The following is a 14,420-nucleotide window of genomic DNA, read 5'->3' as shown; positions in this document are numbered from 1 at the left end:
GCGCTAGCGCAGCGCGCCGGGACCACCCGTGTGTGGCGCAAGCGCCGCTGCGGCATCGCCCTCGGTGGCAGCGGCCTGCAATGCTTCGCCATGCAGGCGCTTCCATTCGTCGAAGCCGCCGGCCAGCGCCCAGGTATTGGCGTAGCCGGCCGCCTTCAGGCGTTCCGCCAGCACCGCTGCCGACACCTCATGCGGGCAGGCGCAGTAGACCACGATGTCGATGCTGGTCGGATGCTCGGAGAGTAATTCCAGCGGCGCATTCAGGTCGATGATCATCGCGCCGGGGATCCGCTCCACCGCGTCGCTGCGCACGTCAAGCACCAGCGGGAAGCGATCGCCCAGCCGGCGCGCTTCCAGCTCCCCCACCGACATGCGGGGCACGCGCCGGGTGCGGCGCAACAGGCGCACGCGCCGCCAGAACTTCCACGCGACGAAGGCGGCGAAGGCGCCCAACACCACCATGACGGCCACCGGGCCATAGGTGCTGAAGGCGTCCAGGATGACTTCGACAAAATCGGTGAACACCACGCCAACCAGCAGCGCGCCGCCGGCCCACACCAGCGCCCCGATGGCGTCGTAGAACAGGAACACCGCGAACGGCGTGGAGGTCATGCCGGCCATGGCGGTGGACAATGCGCCGGCGCCCGGCAGCAGCTTGGCGAACACCAGCGAGCGCGGACCCACGCGCAGGTACAGCGACTGGGTCTGGCGGATGCAACTGTCAGGCGAGATGGAAACGCGGCAGATGGTGCGCAGCATGGGTTGCCCGAGCCGCTTGCCGGCAAAGTACCAGGCCGTATCGGCAATCAGGCAGGCCAGGATAACGGCCGCCAGCACGGCGCCCAGCGCCGGGCCGCCCTCGCGCATGCCGAGCGCGCCGGCAACGAACAGCATGGGAACGGCCGGCACCGGCAGCCCGGCCTGCTCGGCGAGCACATTGAGAAACACGAGCATCACGCCGTGGCTCTCCAGCAAGGACTGCAATTCACCCACACCGATCTCCCGCACTATGGCCATTTTATGGCCGTTTTCGCCCCCTCAAGATAATCAGCGCGAGCGAGGATGCTCGCGCCGACGGGCATAGGCAGTAGTGTGCCACCAAGGTGGCTCGGTGCAGCGCGCCACCTTGCATGCGAGCTTCAAAAACCCTGAACGAGGCGCCTGCGAGGCCGCGGGCCAGCGCTCCGGTTATTGCTCTGATGGTCAGGCATGCGCGCCGTCCTGATAGGTGTCGAACTGACGCGCGGGATCCGCGGAAGGGCCGCTGCGGTCCATGCCGGCCATCTTCTGCGCGCCGTCCTGGAACGGATCGACCGTGCGCGACGGATCCGCGGAAACGCCGCCGCGGTCCATGCCAGCCAGCTTCTGCGCGCCGTCCGAGAACGGATCCGGCTTGCTCCGGCGGCTGCCGTCCGCGCCCGTCGCCGGAGCGGCCGGGTCCAGGCGCGCGCCATCGCTAAAGACATCGAAACGCGACGCATGGAAGACGTAGCCGTAGCGGTCCCCGGACACGGCACTGTCCCTGGGGCCAGCGGCTTGCGCCGGAGCCGCCGTGGCGGCAATGCCGGCAAGTGCGGCCGAAGTCATCAACAACTTGAAGAAATGGCGGGTCATGGCAATCTCCTTCTGGGCGATCGGCGGATCGGCGGATCGCGGCTGGCTTGCAGGGGAGCAGCGCCTTGCGCTGGTCCGGCCACACGTGAATCGCGCGGTTAAACCAGATACGCGGCGAAGCGCGGCGTGGATGCACAACGACGCTGGTTGCTTACCGCGCCGGCAAGCGGGCATGATGGCGGCTACCGATCCCGGAGCCCCGCGCATGCCTGCCCAACCTGACTCGCAACACCAAGACAAAGACAAAGACAAAGACCAGCTGATCCAGCGCTTCAGCCTGCAGCCGCATCCGGAAGGCGGCTACTACCGCGAGACCCATCGCGACGCCGTGCGTGTGTCGCGTGAAGGGGCAGGCAACCCCGCCACACATGCCGCCTCCACCGCGATCTACTACCTGCTGTGCGACAGCGCTTACTCCGCCTGGCATCGCATCCGCTCCGACGAGGTGTGGCACTTCTACGCGGGCTGCCCGCTCAACGTGCATGTGCTGGAGCAAGACGGCAGCCTCACCACGCACCGGCTGGGCGACGCGCTCGCCGATGACGACGCGGTGTTCCAGGCCGTGGTCGGGGCTGGCTGCTGGTTCGCCGCCGAGCGCAGCGATCCGGATGGCTTCTCGCTGGTGGGCTGCACCGTGGCACCGGGCTTTGAGTTCAGCGAGTTCGAGCTGGCCGATGCCGGCAGCCTGCTGGCATCGCACCCGCGCCATGCCGCACTGATCGCGCGGCTCGCCCCTGCGCCACAACGCTGAGGCGCTAAAACGCCTGGCGTCGTACTAGCTGCGCAGGGCGTCGGCCATGGCGCGCAGCGCCAGCGTGTAGCCGGCAACGCCAAGCCCGCAGATCACGCCGGTGGCTGCGCGCGAGATCAGCGAATGGCGATGGGTCTCCTCGCGCGCATGGATATTGGTGATGTGCAGCTCAATCACCGGACGCTGGATCAGCTTGACAGCATCCAGCACGGGGATGGAGGCGAAGGAGAATCCGGCCGGATTGATGACCACGCCCGCGTTCTTCTCAAACGCTTCCTGCAGCCAGTCCACCATCGTGGCTTCGCTGTTGGTCTGGCGAAAATCGCACGCGATCCGCAGTTCATCCGCCAGCGCCGCAACCCGCTGCTGGACCTCGGCAAGCGTGGTCGTGCCATACAGGTGCGGCTCGCGCTTGCCCAGCATGTTGAGGTTGGAGCCATTCAGGACATAGACGAGTTCGGTCATGATTTGTGGCGCGCGGCAAGGCGCCGCGCGCTGAATGAGTTAGTGGGATTTGCAGGGTTAGTGAGATTTGCGCGTGCCGATCGGCATGAACCGAGCGCCCTCGGCGATGACGCCGGGTGCATCGGAGCGGTTCATGTCGACGCCACGCGTCTCGGGCGCCGTCAGGATCATGGCCAGCGAGATCAGGTTGAACACGACGCAGACGGCGACCACGCCCCACGGCGAGCCGTTGCAAACCTGCAGCAGCCACACCGCGACCACCGGCATCGGCCCGCCGGCAATCAGGTTTGCGCCGGTGTACGCAAGCGCCGATCCCGAATAGCGGACATTGGTCGGAAACGCTTCGGCGAAGGCGACCGGCTGGATGCCGCTCTGGAACTGGGTGAAGCCCAGGAACAGGCCCATGATGGCGAGCATCGGCAGGAAGCTCTTGGTGTCGAGGATCTGGAAGTAGACGAACAAGATCAGCAGCGTTGCGACGGAACCAATGGCCAGCGCCTTCTTGCGGCCGATCTTGTCGCTGAGCATGCCACCCGCCAGCGCGCCGACGATGGCGCAGACATTGGCGCCCATCAGCAGCAGGAAGCCGGTCTGCTTCGGCACTTCAAGCGTCTTGGTGATGTAGCTCAGCGAGAACACGACGATGAGGTAGAAAATCGCCGCCGGGCCGCAAAAGAACAGCATCCAGCGCAACACCGTTTTGCCGTGCAGGCGCAATGCATCGCGCAGCGGGTTGCCCACCTCGGCCACCTGGCTCTTGCGCAGCTCGACGAATGCCGGCGTTTCACTGACCTTCAGGCGGATATACACGCCGACGATCACCAGGATGAAGCTCAGCAGGAACGGCACCCGCCATCCGTAGGCGTCGAACGATTCCGCTGACATCGTGGAGGCAAGCAGCAACAGCACGCCATTGGCAAGTATCTGGCTCAGCGGAGAGCAAAGGCCTAGCAGGCCGGAGTACTTGCCGCGCCGGTCCGGACTGGCGTGCTCGATAGCCATGAGTTGCGCGCCGGTCGATTCGCCCCCGAGCGCGAAGYCCTGCAGGATGCGCAACAGCACCAGCAACACCGGCGCCCAGACGCCGATCTGCGAGTAGGTGGGAAGCAAGCCCATCAGCACGGAGGACAGCCCCATGATCGTGACCGTGCCCAGCAGCAGGTTGCGGCGCCCGAGCTTGTCGCCAAGGTGGCCGCAGATGATGGCACCGAGGGGCCGTGCCGCCAGGCCAACGCCGAAGGTGGCCAGCGATGCCAGCAGCGCGGATGTTGGCTCCATGGCCGGGAAAAACAGCTTGGGCAGGATGGTGGCCGCCAGTGCCCCGTAAAGCGTAAAGTCGAACCACTCTAATGCGGTGCCGATGGTGGCGGCCGCCACGGCGCGCGTGCGCATCGCTGCATTGGCCGGGCGTAGTGTCTCTGCAGTCATTTTGTCTCCTGGCATTCACTTCCTGGGAAGGGTAGGCGTCGCTGCCCTTCCGATGTTCGTTGAAGCCGTCCAACGCTCTCGCGCTTCTGCCTTCGTGCCGGTTGGATCGGTGAAAGCATGCTAGCAAGGGTTCGTGAATACTATTCCAATCTTGACGCATTGAAATTCGTATTGGATAGTCACGAACTATATTGACGTCAGCAGGGAGTTCGCCATGTCAGGCGTACTACGCACACTAGGCATCCTCGAATACCTTTGCACCCAGGTCGAGGCCGTGCCGCTCGCCGCCATCGCCGACGATCTCGACATCCCGCGCAGCGCGTGCCACCGCCTGCTGGTCGACCTCAAGAATGCGGGCTATGTACGCCAGATGCGGGACCACGGCGACTACATCCTGACAACCAAGCTGGTGGGAATGGGGCTGGGCTTTCTAGCAACGTCCGGCATCGTGGACATCGCGCAGGCCAGGCTGGACCGGCTGGCGGATACGTCGGGCGAGCTGGTGCGCCTGGCCATTGTCGATGGGGATCGCCTGACCTGGGTGGCCAAGGCGCAAGGCGCGCTGCGGGGACTGCGCTATGACCCCGACATGGGCATGGACACGATTCTTTCGTGCAGCGCGACGGGGCACGCCTGGATGCAGACCATGACGGACGAACGCGCCCTGGAGCTGGTGTCGCGGCAAGGGTTCGGGCAGCCGAATCAGTACGGCCCTAATGCGCCCACCACCATCAAGGCCCTGCTGGGCTTCATCCACCGGGCGCGGGAGCGCGGCTATGCCACGATCAATGAAGTCTTTGCGCCAGCTATGACGGCCATGGCGGCCCCCGTGCAGCGCCGTGGGGGCTATCCGGCAATCGGCGTGATCAGCATTGCGGGCCCGCTGAGCCGGCTGACCGAGCAGCGCATGAAGGCGCTGGGCCCGGCGCTGCTTGCCGCCGCCGCGGAACTGGCGCTGGCAAGCTCGGCCTCGGCGCTGTTCAACCGCGCTGTGTGAGCCTTCTGCTGGCCGCTCAACGCGGCTTGCGGTACTCGTTCTCGATCCAGTCCGCGGCGCTGGCCTTGCTCAGCTTGAAGCCCGGCGACACGCGCACCTGGGCCAGTTCATCGCCGAGTTCGTCGGTGGCGCGCAGCACCGCGAAAGGATTGTCTTCGTCGGGCACGATGTCGAGCGTCACGCTGATACGCGCCGTGTCCGTGTCGACGATCACGCTCTTGTGCAGCATGGCGTGCAGTTGCTGCTCGTGCCGGCGCAGCACTTCGGAAGCCGTCTTGACCAGCGTCGAAAAGGCGTTGGTGTCCAGCGGCTTGGGGTTCTTCTTGTCGCGGCCCATGGTCCAGGGGCCAACCAGGGCGGGCTCGGGCTCGCCGTCCTTGATCATGGCAACGGCCCAGCCGTCGTCGTCCTCGTTCTTGATCACGCGGGCAGTCCAGCCGTCGGCACGCCACAGGCGCGGCTCCTGGATCTTTTCTGCGTTGTCCCCGGCGGCGTCCAGGTCGTCGGCTTCGGGGGAGAGTTCGGGCTGATGGGTCATGGCTGGCTTCAATTCGGGGCTGCGCGGTGGGCTGCGGGCGCTGGCCGGGGCGCCACGCGATGCTTGGCGGGGGCGGACCGGGACGGCGGCGGCATCAAAGGCGCGATTTTACCCCCCTCGCCACGGCGGGGGGCGCCAGGCGTCACGCGCGCCCGGCGGCTGAGACATAGCGAGGCATGAATCCCCTCGGAAGTTGTATTTAATGTCTAACCGCCGCGTCCTATGCTGGACATGTCGCTGAGACCCCCGTCTTGATGACACACCCTTCCAGTCGCCGTGCCCTTGAGACGGCGACGTTTTTTTACCAGCCAACCCGATCCCCGCACCAAAATGGGGATCGGCCGCAACAAAAGCGCTGGCCCGAGGCGCCCAGCCGGTTTAAGATGCGCGATTATCGAACAACCCGCGCGCACTCGCCCACATGGACGCCCCCATTCCCAGCAGCCCTGGCCAGGCAACGGCCGCCACTGTCCGCGTCGCCCGCCCCCAGGCCGACCTTCTCAACAGTTTTGCCGGCGACCCGAATTTCATGCTGTCGCTAGCGCGCGGCTTGAGCGTGCTCGAAGCCTTCTCCGAGCGTAAGCGCCCGCTCACCATTTCCCAGGTGGCGCAGCGCACCCAGCTCTCGCGCGCATCGGTTCGGCGCTGCCTGTACACGCTGGAGCAGCTTGGCTACGTCAGCCAGCAAGGCGGCCAGTTCGCGCTGCGCCCGCGCGTGCTGCACCTGGGCCATGCCTATTTCTCGTCGACTTCGCTGGTGTCGCTGGCCCAGCCGATCCTCGACGCGCTGAGCACGCGCATCCAGCAGACCTCGGCACTGGCCATCCTGGACGACACTGACATCCTTTACCTGGTGCGCTCGGAGGTGCAGCGGGTGCTCACTTATTCGCTCGGCATGGGCAGCCGGCTACCGGCGTACTGCACATCGATCGGCCGCATGCTGCTGGCCCACCTGGCCGAGCCGGCGCTGGAAGACTTCTTCGATCACGTCGACCTGCGCCCGCGCACGCTGCAGACCAAGATCTCGCGGCCCGAGCTGGAGGCCAGCTTTGCGCATGCGCGCGAACTGGACTATGTGCTGATCGACGAAGAGCTGGAGCCCGGCCTGCGCGCCATCGCGGTACCGGTGCGCGGCATCTCGGGCAGCGTCATGGCGGGCATCAGCGTCAGCGTGCGCGCGGCGCAGGTATCGGAAGCAGAGATGATCTCGCGCCTGCTGCCGCCGATGCGCGAAGCGGCAGTGGCGATCGGCAAGCTGATCGCCGCCTGAGCCGCCTGAAACCAAAACCGACAAGGAACCGCAGACTCATGGCGCAAAGCCCCCTTAACCCGCTGGCAGGCAAGGGCATGCGTTTTGTCCGGCGGGTCTACGCCATGCGCGCCATCGGGCTGGCGATCGGGTTCTTTGCGGTGGCGGCGGCCATGCTGGAAGCGGGCGCGCCGCACTGGCTGCTGGCGCTGGTGTTCCTGCACGGCTTTGTCTGGCCGCACGCCGCTGCCTGGCGCTCAAGGCGCAGCGAGGTGCCGTTCCGGGCGGAAATCCACAACATGATGATCGATGCCGTGCTCGGTGGCATCTGGGCCGCAGCCATGAAATTCAACCTGCTGCCGAGCGTGCTGATCCTGTCGATGATGAGCATGAACAATGTGGCGGCAGGCGGCACACGCCTGCTGCTGCATGGCCTGGGGTGGCACCTGGCGGGGGTGCTGGCGGGTATCGTGGCCTTCGGCGCGGCCTGGCATCCGGAGGCCAACCTCGCCACCATCGTCGCCAGCCTGCCGATGCTGGTGCTCTACCCGCTGGCGCTGGGGCGCACCACCTACAGCATCTCCCGCCGCCTGGCCGCGCACGGCAAGGCGATCGAGGCCAACAGCCGCCTGGATGGCCTCACCGGCGTGCTCAACCGGGGCTATTGGGAGGCCATGCTGGCCGCGGAGTTCCAGGCCTGCAAGACCGGGCGGCGCAGCACCGCCAGCCTGGTGATGCTCGACATCGACCATTTCAAGCAGCTCAACGACACCCACGGCCACCTGGCCGGCGACGAAGCGCTCAAGGCCTTTGCCGCGCTGGTAGTGCAGCACGCCGCACAGCACGGCCCGGCTGGCCGCGGTGAAGCGCGGCAATGCCTGGTGGGACGATACGGCGGCGAGGAGTTTGGCGTGCTGCTCAGTGGCGCGAGCCTGACGCAGGCGGTGGAAATGGCCGAGCGTCTGTCGCGCTCGCTGCAGCCGGGCGCGGCTTGCGGGGCGGGCATTGCCGCGCTGCGCGGCCACACCGCCAGCCTTGGCGTGGCCGCCTTTGATGCCGGCATGGCGGGCCACCACGAATGGTTGGCGCACACGGACCGCGCGCTTTACGAAGCCAAGCGGGCCGGCCGCAACCGGATTCGCATCAGCGCGGGTTGAGCGAAAACAGCGCAAGCAGCGGCCAGATGCGCTTAGCCGCGGCTGGCAAGCTCCAGCGCAAACACCAGGCGCTGCAGGAAATTCTCCATGCGGCCGTCAAGGTTGGAGAACGCACAGCCGAAATGGTGGATGGCGCTGTCATCGCGCCCGGCCAGCCAGTGCCCCACCACTTGCAGGCTCAGGTCCAGCTTGCCCAGCGCACCAAAATCCAGATGCACGCCGGGGATGGTGGTGCCCACCGGCAGCTGCGTGGCGTCCACGGTCTTGGAGCGCAACCCGACACCCGAGAGCGAGAGATCGGCAATATCGAGCTTGAGCACGGTGCCGTCGCTCATCTTGATGGTGCAGACGTAGCCCTTGGTGACCAGCGTGCGTGCGCGGAAATGACGGCGGCGCTGGAAGTGATAGAGCTTCTCCGGGAACGGCGCGGAAAATGCCGGGCCACCCTTGTACTGGGTGATCTCGGGCGTGCCGATCATGAAGTTCACGGGCACCCCGCGCAGCGATGCCGAGAAGGCATTCTCGTTGGAAGCCAGCAGCGCCTGCCGCTCGGGCTCGGTGGAGCACCAGTCGAAGACAAAGGTGCGGCTGGCCGGATCCACATGCAGCACGGACGTGACCATCTCGTGGGCGGTACGCGCGCGCACGTTCAGGATGCACTTCTGCCAGGCGAGGTCGCGCAGCACGGTGCCGATCTGCGAGGAATGGGTAAGGCGATAGCGGTCGTCTGGCAACGCGCCGGCGTCAAGCTCGGATTGCTCCGGGGAATCTTGGAGACTCATGAAAATCACGCAAACGTCTGAGAGAGGCCTGCGTCGCGCCAGACTGGCTTGCGACGGGGGAATTCGGGCTGCCCGCGTACCCGGATGCAGACGGGGGCGAGCGGCTAGCGCCGCATGTTAAGCGCGACGCCTGCTGCTGCGCAAGCTCTTGTTTGAACAACGGCGAAGTGTGGCAAAACTTGAGCCAGACTTCCGTGGGGTAGCCCGCCGGGGCGGGTTCGCGCCTCATTTGCCGTCTTTGCGCCCAGCACGTTTTGCCGCGCCCTTGGCCCCGCGTGCTGGATGTGGCGATGCGGCCACCTGGCCCGGATCCGCGCCGAGCGATGCTTGCGCCTCCTGGCACAGCCAGTCCCTGACCGCGCGACGCCGCGCATCGTGCTCGAACGCCACTGGCGAGAGCAACTGATAGCAAGATCCGTCGCGCACGAAGCCGCGCGGCGCGGCGATGCGGCCGTCGGCGAGTTCGTCGGCCACCATCAGGCGCGACGCGATCGCGCAGCCAAGCCCGGCCGCGGCGGCCTGGATGGTCAGGTAGAAATGCTCGTACCAGGCATCCGCGCCAAAGCGCTGCGCGCCGCCGGCGGCCTTGGCCCAGCGCTGCCAGGCATCCGGGCGAGAGCGCGTGTGCAGCCGGTGGGACGACGCCCCGGCGCTGGCCCCGGCGCGGCAGACCATGCCCACCCATTCCTCGGCAACTTCATGGGCATGCAGCTCCGGCCCCACATGAAAATCGTTGCGGCGCAGCGCCAGGTCCACGCCGCTGCGCGCGAAGTCCACCGGACCACCGGCGGCCATCAGGTGCAGCGTCACCTCCGGATGCGCCTCGGTAAAGCGCGGCAGGCGGGGAATCAGCCAGCGCATGGCGATGGTCGGCTCGCACGACAAGACCAGCGCCCTGGGCTGCGCATGCGCGCGGATGCGCTGCGCGGCCGCGCCCAGCACTTCGAGCGACTGCGTGGCGGCGGCATGCAGGATGTGCCCCGCCTCGGTCAGGAACACGGCGCGGTTGCGGCGCTCGAACAGCGCCACGCCGAGCGCTTCCTCCAGCTGGCGAATCTGGCGGCTGACCGCGCCGTGGGTCAGGTGCAGTTCGTCCGCAGCCCGCATGAAGCTCTGGTGCCGCGCCGCGGCCTCGAAGAAACGGATCCCGCCCAGCCAGTGCATGCTCGCCTTGATGTGTCAGTTTTTCTCACGGATTTGCACGAGTATAAATCGATTGTGGTGCCACATATCAACGCAGAGAATGCCTGGAACCCGATTTCTATCCGGTCAAGGATCCTCGTACAAAATGCACCCTCTCACCGAACTGCTGGCCGTCGCCACCATCACCGTGCTGGCCGTGATCAGCCCGGGCCCCGACTTCGCCATGGTGATGCGCAACAGCTTCGTGCATGGCCGCAAGGCCGGGCTGCTGTGCGCGCTCGGCATCGCCCTTGGCGTACAGGTGCACGTTTTCTACACGATGTTTGGCGTGGCGTTGTTGATGGAGCACGCGCACAACCTGTTGACGGTGGTGAAGCTGCTCGGCGCCGCCTACCTGATCTGGATCGGCATCCAGACTTTGCGCAAGCGCGCGCCGGACCCGAATGCGCCGCCGCTCGGTGCGGATGCGGGCACACCTGCGCTGACAGCGCTCGGCGCGCTCAAGATGGGCTTTCTCACTAATGCGCTCAATCCCAAGACCACGTTGTTCGTGGTCAGCACCTATACGCAGGTGGTGAATGCGCAAACGCCGCTGGCCGTGCAGTTCGGCTATGGCCTGTTCATGTCGCTGGCGCACCTGGCCTGGTTTGGCTTGATTGCGTGCTGCTTTTCCACGCCCGCGTTGCGCGCCGCCATGCTGCGGCGCCAGCGCTGGCTGGATCGGGCGATTGGTTCGGTGTTGCTGGCGCTGGGGGTAGCGCTTGGCCTGGGCAACCTGGCATGACGCCAGCCGTTGCCGGCGGCATCAGCCTGGCGCCGGATCCAGCCCATACGCACGCCGGCATACATGCTGCGCGCCGCCCGCGCGCAGGTGGCTTTGATACAGGATGAAGCGCGCCACAGGGAACGGCTCGCACACCAGCATGGCCTGCGCGTCGCGCCATGCCTGCAGCGCGGTATCCGCCACGGCAGGCCCGCAGCGCGCCAGCGTGATGTGGGGGTGGAAGCCCGCACGCTGCTGCAAGCCAGCATCGGGTAACGTTGTGCCCTCGCATCCGGCAAGCGCCTGCGCCATCTGCGCATGCAGGCTGTCCAGCGCCGCATTGGGCGCCACGCCCGCCCACAGCACACTCGCCCGCCGCCCGCGAAAATAGCCGGCCTCTTTCACCGTGAGCGCAAAGGCCGCGCCGCAGACGCCCCCAAGCGCCTGCTCGATGCATGCCGCGGTGGCGTCGTCCTGCTCACCGAGGAAGTGCAGCGTGAGATGGACCTGATGCGGCGCCGCCGCCCGGATGCCCGCCACGCGCGGCACGCGAGCCAGCAACGCGGCCGCCAGCGCTGGCGGAACCTCAATCGCCACGAACAAACGTGCCATCGGTCTCACCTCCCGTGACGGCCTGGCGCGGGTGGTCAAGCACAGCGGCGCGATGCCGCTGGCTCAAAACGCCAACGCCGACTGACGCAGGATGGGCAGTGCCATGGCTGCGGCCGTGCCTTCAAGCCGGAGCAGCGCGCGCTTGCGGTCGGTGCCACCGGCATAACCGGTGAGGTCGCCGCTGGCGCCCAGCACGCGATGGCAAGGCACGATCACCGACAAAGGGTTGCGCCCCACCGCCCCGCCGATCGCGCGCGCATGGGTGGGGGCGAGGCCCAGCCCGGCGCCCAGTTCGCCATATGACGTGGTCTCGCCGAACGGGATCTCGCACAGTGCCTGCCAGACCGCGTGCTGGAACGGGCTGCCGCCCAGCACCATGGGGACCGTGAAGGCCTGCAGGCGCTCGGCGAAATAATCGGCCAGCTCATCGGCGGCCTGCTCGAAGACAGGCTTCGCGGCGGCGGGCACGTTGGTGTCCGGCGTGGCCGCCGCCGGGTAGTACTTCTGCCCGGAGAAGAACAGCCCGCTCAAGCGCGCGCCGTCGACGCGCAGCAGCACTTCGCCCAACGGGCTGGCGACGATGCGGTAGGCAATCATGGTGTATTCCTTGTTGTGTCTCTTGTCTTGTCGTCTCGTTCCGAGTTGTCCGACTTGCCTTCTTCGTAGCGCCGCCACAGGTGGATGGCGGCGTAGGCGCGCCACGGCGCCCACTGCGCAACGTGCTGGTTCATGCCTCGCACGGTAGCGATGCCGAGCACCTTGCGCAAGACATAGTCGGTGCCAGGAAAGGCATCCGGCCAGCCCAGCGCGCGCATGGCCACGTATTGCGCGGTCCAGTCGCCCACGCCTTCCACCTCGCGCAGGCGCGCCATGGTGTCTTCCGGCGCAGCGTTAGGCTCCAGCTTGAGCTCGCCCGCCGCCACGCGGGCAGCGATAGCATGAATGGCCCGGCCCTTGCCCAGCGGGATGCCGATCTCACGCAAGGCCTCGGGCGGCACGCCAGCCAGCGCAGCCGCGCCGGGAAACGTCACGCGCAGCACCGGCGTGGGCTGCGCCAGCGGCAAACCGTAGCGCTCGGCCAGCCGCGCCAGCAGCGTGCGCGCGTGCTTCACCGAGATCACCTGGCCCACCACCGCGCGCACGGCGATCTCGAAGCCATCCACCGCGCCCGGCAAGCGCATGCCGGGCGCTTCGGCAGCCAGCGGGCCCAGATGCTGATCGACCACATCGGGCCGGCAGCCCAGGTCGCACAAGCGCCGCACGCGGCCCAGCGCTTGCGGAATCACATGCGCCAGCGAGCCGGACAACGTCACCTTGATCACATGGCGGCGCGCGACATGCTCCAGCCGCAGCCAGCCCACATGCATGCGGCCGCCGCTGTCGATCGCCAGCGTGCGCGCGTAGCTGCCATCGCCAAGCTGCTCGATGCCATCCACCGCGCGCACGCCCAGGAATTGCAGGAACGCGGCCCACGCCATCGGCGGGCGGTAGCCCAGCTCGAACACCAGCTCGTCGGCCACGTTGTCGGCGGCGCGCTTGCGCATAGCCATGGGCGTCAGCCCGTAGCGCGTCTTGAGCACATCGTTGAAGCGCCGCACGCTGCCAAAGCCAGCGGCGTGCGCCACGTCGGTCACGGTCAGCCCCGTATCGGTCAGCAGACGCTTGGCCAGCAGCAGCCTCTGCGTCTGCGCATACTCCAGCACCGAGACGCCGAACTGCGCATCGAACAGCCGGCGCAGGTGGCGCTCGGTAATGCCGATGCGCGCGGCCAGCCCGGCCACGCCGGCATCCACCATGAAACCCTCGTCGATCAGCGTGGCCGCGGCCTGGGCCAGGCGCCCCGACAAGTCGGCTAGCCCATGTCCCGGCGCCAGCTCGGGCCGGCAGCGCAGGCAGGGCCGGAAGCCCTGCTTCTCGGCCGCGGCGGCGCTGTCGTAGAAGGTGCAGTTCTCCCGCTTGGGCGTGCGCACCGCGCAGATCGGCCGGCAGTAGACGCCGGTGGACGACACGCCCACGAAGAAGCGCCCGTCGAAGCGGCGGTCGTGCGAAGCCACGGCCTTGTAGCAGGTATCCGGATCGAGTTTCATAGCCAGCATGCTACTCCGTTGCGAAGGCGGAACTAGCTGGATTCGGACATTTGCCTCGGCGGCGTGTATTGACCTGCCACTCCGACACGAAGACCACCAGCACAGCAGCAGCACAGCAGCGCGCTGGCATCATCCGTCGCCAATCTCGCCCTTCGGCTCATCCATCGCGGCGGCCAGTTCGCTCAACACCAGCGTCTCGTGCGCAAGCACGGCCACCAGCGAAAGCAGATGGGCCTGGGTTTCCTCACCAAGGTTGCAGAAAGTGCCGCCCGCCGCGTTCTCGACAGCGACAGACAACAACGCATTGAGCTGCGCGGTTTTTTCGGCAGCGAGGCTTAGCGGGCTTTCGGATGGGGCATGCGCGGTCAGGAAGGTATCGCGGCCCGTGCGTTGGGCGGTGATGTTGTAGCGCGGGTAGTTATACATCGAGCACCCTCCGGTGGGAGGCGCGCAGGCGCTGGTGGATGACGGGGAGCTTGGGGGATGCGATTTGCCCGGAATGGGCGAATGAAGACTGGGGCATGGGAGTGCCTCCTTTGCGAGCGTGTTTGACAGCGTTTTTTGTCGTCGGGCTGTCAAACCCGGCCGCTGTGGTTGCAGCAACGAGCGGAGTATATCGTGGGGCCATGCAGCCGAACCCAGCCGCAACAAAAAGTCACACCCGCTACGCTAGCCAACGGCCACATGTTAGCGCCGATGTAAAAATGACCCACCCCGCCGAAGTAAAACTGACCCACCTGATGGAGGATGGCGGATTTGCCGCCGATGCTGACACAGGAGCAAGCAGTGGAAATCAGGGTATTAGCAAGGCGAGGCACGGGGGTGCGCGAGATA

16 protein-coding genes are annotated in these 14,420 nt (G+C 66.8%); 5 read left to right on the top strand and 11 right to left on the bottom strand.

The annotated features are described in order from the left end of the window. Positions 1–3: 3 nt before the first annotated feature. Entirely contained in the window at positions 4–993 is a 990-nt protein-coding gene (locus AC1DQR_RS20665; RefSeq protein ID WP_416051203.1) for a VTT domain-containing protein, read from the bottom strand. 210 nt (positions 994–1,203) lie between these two features. Next, positions 1,204–1,614 (bottom strand): copper resistance protein CopQ, encoded by a 411-nt coding sequence (locus AC1DQR_RS20660; RefSeq protein ID WP_477133708.1) that lies wholly within the window; start codon positions 1,612–1,614, stop codon positions 1,204–1,206. A gap of 205 nt (positions 1,615–1,819) precedes the next feature. Between AC1DQR_RS20660 and AC1DQR_RS20655 the strand changes: the two genes are divergently transcribed. Continuing rightward, positions 1,820–2,365: a cupin domain-containing protein gene (locus AC1DQR_RS20655; RefSeq protein WP_477133707.1), complete on the top strand. Its 546-nt coding sequence runs from the start codon at positions 1,820–1,822 to the stop codon at positions 2,363–2,365. 24 nt (positions 2,366–2,389) lie between these two features. On the opposite strand, the gene AC1DQR_RS20650 is transcribed toward AC1DQR_RS20655, so the two are convergent. After that, complete coding sequence (locus AC1DQR_RS20650; protein ID WP_477133706.1) at positions 2,390–2,830, bottom strand: type II 3-dehydroquinate dehydratase; 441 nt, start codon at positions 2,828–2,830, stop codon at positions 2,390–2,392. Between the two features lie 57 nt (positions 2,831–2,887). Next, the gene (locus AC1DQR_RS20645; RefSeq protein WP_477133705.1) at positions 2,888–4,258 is read right to left on the bottom strand and encodes an MFS transporter; all 1,371 of its coding nucleotides are present in this window, start codon (positions 4,256–4,258) and stop codon (positions 2,888–2,890) included. Between the two features lie 214 nt (positions 4,259–4,472). Between AC1DQR_RS20645 and AC1DQR_RS20640 the strand changes: the two genes are divergently transcribed. Further along, positions 4,473–5,255, top strand: coding sequence for an IclR family transcriptional regulator (locus tag AC1DQR_RS20640; protein WP_416051207.1), 783 nt, complete (start codon positions 4,473–4,475; stop codon positions 5,253–5,255). 16 nt (positions 5,256–5,271) lie between these two features. On the opposite strand, the gene AC1DQR_RS20635 is transcribed toward AC1DQR_RS20640, so the two are convergent. Further along, entirely contained in the window at positions 5,272–5,793 is a 522-nt protein-coding gene (locus AC1DQR_RS20635; protein WP_477133704.1) for a hypothetical protein, read from the bottom strand. A 421-nt stretch (positions 5,794–6,214) separates the two neighbouring features. On the opposite strand from AC1DQR_RS20635, the gene AC1DQR_RS20630 reads away from it, so the two are divergent. Both AC1DQR_RS20630 and AC1DQR_RS20625 read left to right on the top strand, forming a co-directional pair. Further along, complete coding sequence (locus tag AC1DQR_RS20630; RefSeq protein WP_174423415.1) at positions 6,215–7,063, top strand: IclR family transcriptional regulator domain-containing protein; 849 nt, start codon at positions 6,215–6,217, stop codon at positions 7,061–7,063. A 38-nt stretch (positions 7,064–7,101) separates the two neighbouring features. After that, the gene (locus tag AC1DQR_RS20625; protein WP_477133703.1) at positions 7,102–8,199 is read left to right on the top strand and encodes a diguanylate cyclase; all 1,098 of its coding nucleotides are present in this window, start codon (positions 7,102–7,104) and stop codon (positions 8,197–8,199) included. Positions 8,200–8,231: 32 nt separating this feature from the next. On the opposite strand, the gene AC1DQR_RS20620 is transcribed toward AC1DQR_RS20625, so the two are convergent. Then, positions 8,232–8,981, bottom strand: a complete 750-nt coding sequence (locus tag AC1DQR_RS20620; RefSeq protein ID WP_416051210.1) for a flagellar brake protein — start codon at positions 8,979–8,981, stop codon at positions 8,232–8,234. Between the two features lie 225 nt (positions 8,982–9,206). Beyond that, on the bottom strand, positions 9,207–10,145 hold the full coding sequence (locus AC1DQR_RS20615) for a LysR substrate-binding domain-containing protein (RefSeq protein WP_416051211.1): 939 nt from the start codon (positions 10,143–10,145) through the stop codon (positions 9,207–9,209). Between the two features lie 124 nt (positions 10,146–10,269). Here AC1DQR_RS20615 and AC1DQR_RS20610 point away from each other — a divergent pair, with 124 nt between their 5' ends. Continuing rightward, positions 10,270–10,908, top strand: coding sequence for a LysE family translocator (locus AC1DQR_RS20610; protein WP_477133702.1), 639 nt, complete (start codon positions 10,270–10,272; stop codon positions 10,906–10,908). Between the two features lie 21 nt (positions 10,909–10,929). Here AC1DQR_RS20610 and thpR read toward each other — a convergent pair whose 3' ends face one another. The 4 genes from thpR to AC1DQR_RS20590 form a co-directional block, all read right to left on the bottom strand. After that, positions 10,930–11,499, bottom strand: a complete 570-nt coding sequence (gene thpR / locus AC1DQR_RS20605; RefSeq protein WP_477133701.1) for an RNA 2',3'-cyclic phosphodiesterase — start codon at positions 11,497–11,499, stop codon at positions 10,930–10,932. 63 nt (positions 11,500–11,562) lie between these two features. Further along, on the bottom strand, positions 11,563–12,096 hold the full coding sequence (locus AC1DQR_RS20600; protein ID WP_416051213.1) for a methylated-DNA--[protein]-cysteine S-methyltransferase: 534 nt from the start codon (positions 12,094–12,096) through the stop codon (positions 11,563–11,565). Then, positions 12,093–13,586 carry an AlkA N-terminal domain-containing protein gene (locus AC1DQR_RS20595; protein ID WP_416053331.1) on the bottom strand — a complete coding sequence of 498 codons (1,494 nt, stop codon included), beginning with the start codon at positions 13,584–13,586 and terminating at the stop codon, positions 12,093–12,095. Before AC1DQR_RS20595 ends, AC1DQR_RS20600 begins: the two co-directional genes overlap by 4 nt. Before the next feature lie 129 nt (positions 13,587–13,715). Next, complete coding sequence (locus AC1DQR_RS20590) at positions 13,716–14,012, bottom strand: hypothetical protein (protein ID WP_150986516.1); 297 nt, start codon at positions 14,010–14,012, stop codon at positions 13,716–13,718. Positions 14,013–14,420 lie beyond the last annotated feature (408 nt).

Source organism: Cupriavidus sp. 05L411, from assembly GCF_056398045.1.
Note: the sequence above shows the minus strand (reverse complement) of the source record. Positions and strands in the feature narration are given on the sequence as shown.

Bases quoted from the DNA above. Each gene is read 5' to 3' on its own strand.
- AC1DQR_RS20615 (WP_416051211.1), bottom strand. From the start codon at position 10,145: ATGCACTGGCTGGGCGGGATCCGTTTCTTCGAGGCCGCGGCGCGGCAC.
- AC1DQR_RS20650 (WP_477133706.1), bottom strand. From the start codon at position 2,830: ATGACCGAACTCGTCTATGTCCTGAATGGCTCCAACCTCAACATGCTG.
- AC1DQR_RS20595 (WP_416053331.1), bottom strand. From the start codon at position 13,586: ATGAAACTCGATCCGGATACCTGCTACAAGGCCGTGGCTTCGCACGAC.
- AC1DQR_RS20600 (WP_416051213.1), bottom strand. From the start codon at position 12,096: ATGATTGCCTACCGCATCGTCGCCAGCCCGTTGGGCGAAGTGCTGCTG.
- AC1DQR_RS20610 (WP_477133702.1), top strand. From the start codon at position 10,270: ATGCACCCTCTCACCGAACTGCTGGCCGTCGCCACCATCACCGTGCTG.
- AC1DQR_RS20635 (WP_477133704.1), bottom strand. From the start codon at position 5,793: ATGACCCATCAGCCCGAACTCTCCCCCGAAGCCGACGACCTGGACGCC.
- AC1DQR_RS20655 (WP_477133707.1), top strand. From the start codon at position 1,820: ATGCCTGCCCAACCTGACTCGCAACACCAAGACAAAGACAAAGACAAA.
- thpR (WP_477133701.1), bottom strand. From the start codon at position 11,499: ATGGCACGTTTGTTCGTGGCGATTGAGGTTCCGCCAGCGCTGGCGGCC.
- AC1DQR_RS20625 (WP_477133703.1), top strand. From the start codon at position 7,102: ATGGCGCAAAGCCCCCTTAACCCGCTGGCAGGCAAGGGCATGCGTTTT.
- AC1DQR_RS20590 (WP_150986516.1), bottom strand. From the start codon at position 14,012: ATGTATAACTACCCGCGCTACAACATCACCGCCCAACGCACGGGCCGC.
- AC1DQR_RS20630 (WP_174423415.1), top strand. From the start codon at position 6,215: ATGGACGCCCCCATTCCCAGCAGCCCTGGCCAGGCAACGGCCGCCACT.
- AC1DQR_RS20660 (WP_477133708.1), bottom strand. From the start codon at position 1,614: ATGACCCGCCATTTCTTCAAGTTGTTGATGACTTCGGCCGCACTTGCC.
- AC1DQR_RS20640 (WP_416051207.1), top strand. From the start codon at position 4,473: ATGTCAGGCGTACTACGCACACTAGGCATCCTCGAATACCTTTGCACC.
- AC1DQR_RS20620 (WP_416051210.1), bottom strand. From the start codon at position 8,981: ATGAGTCTCCAAGATTCCCCGGAGCAATCCGAGCTTGACGCCGGCGCG.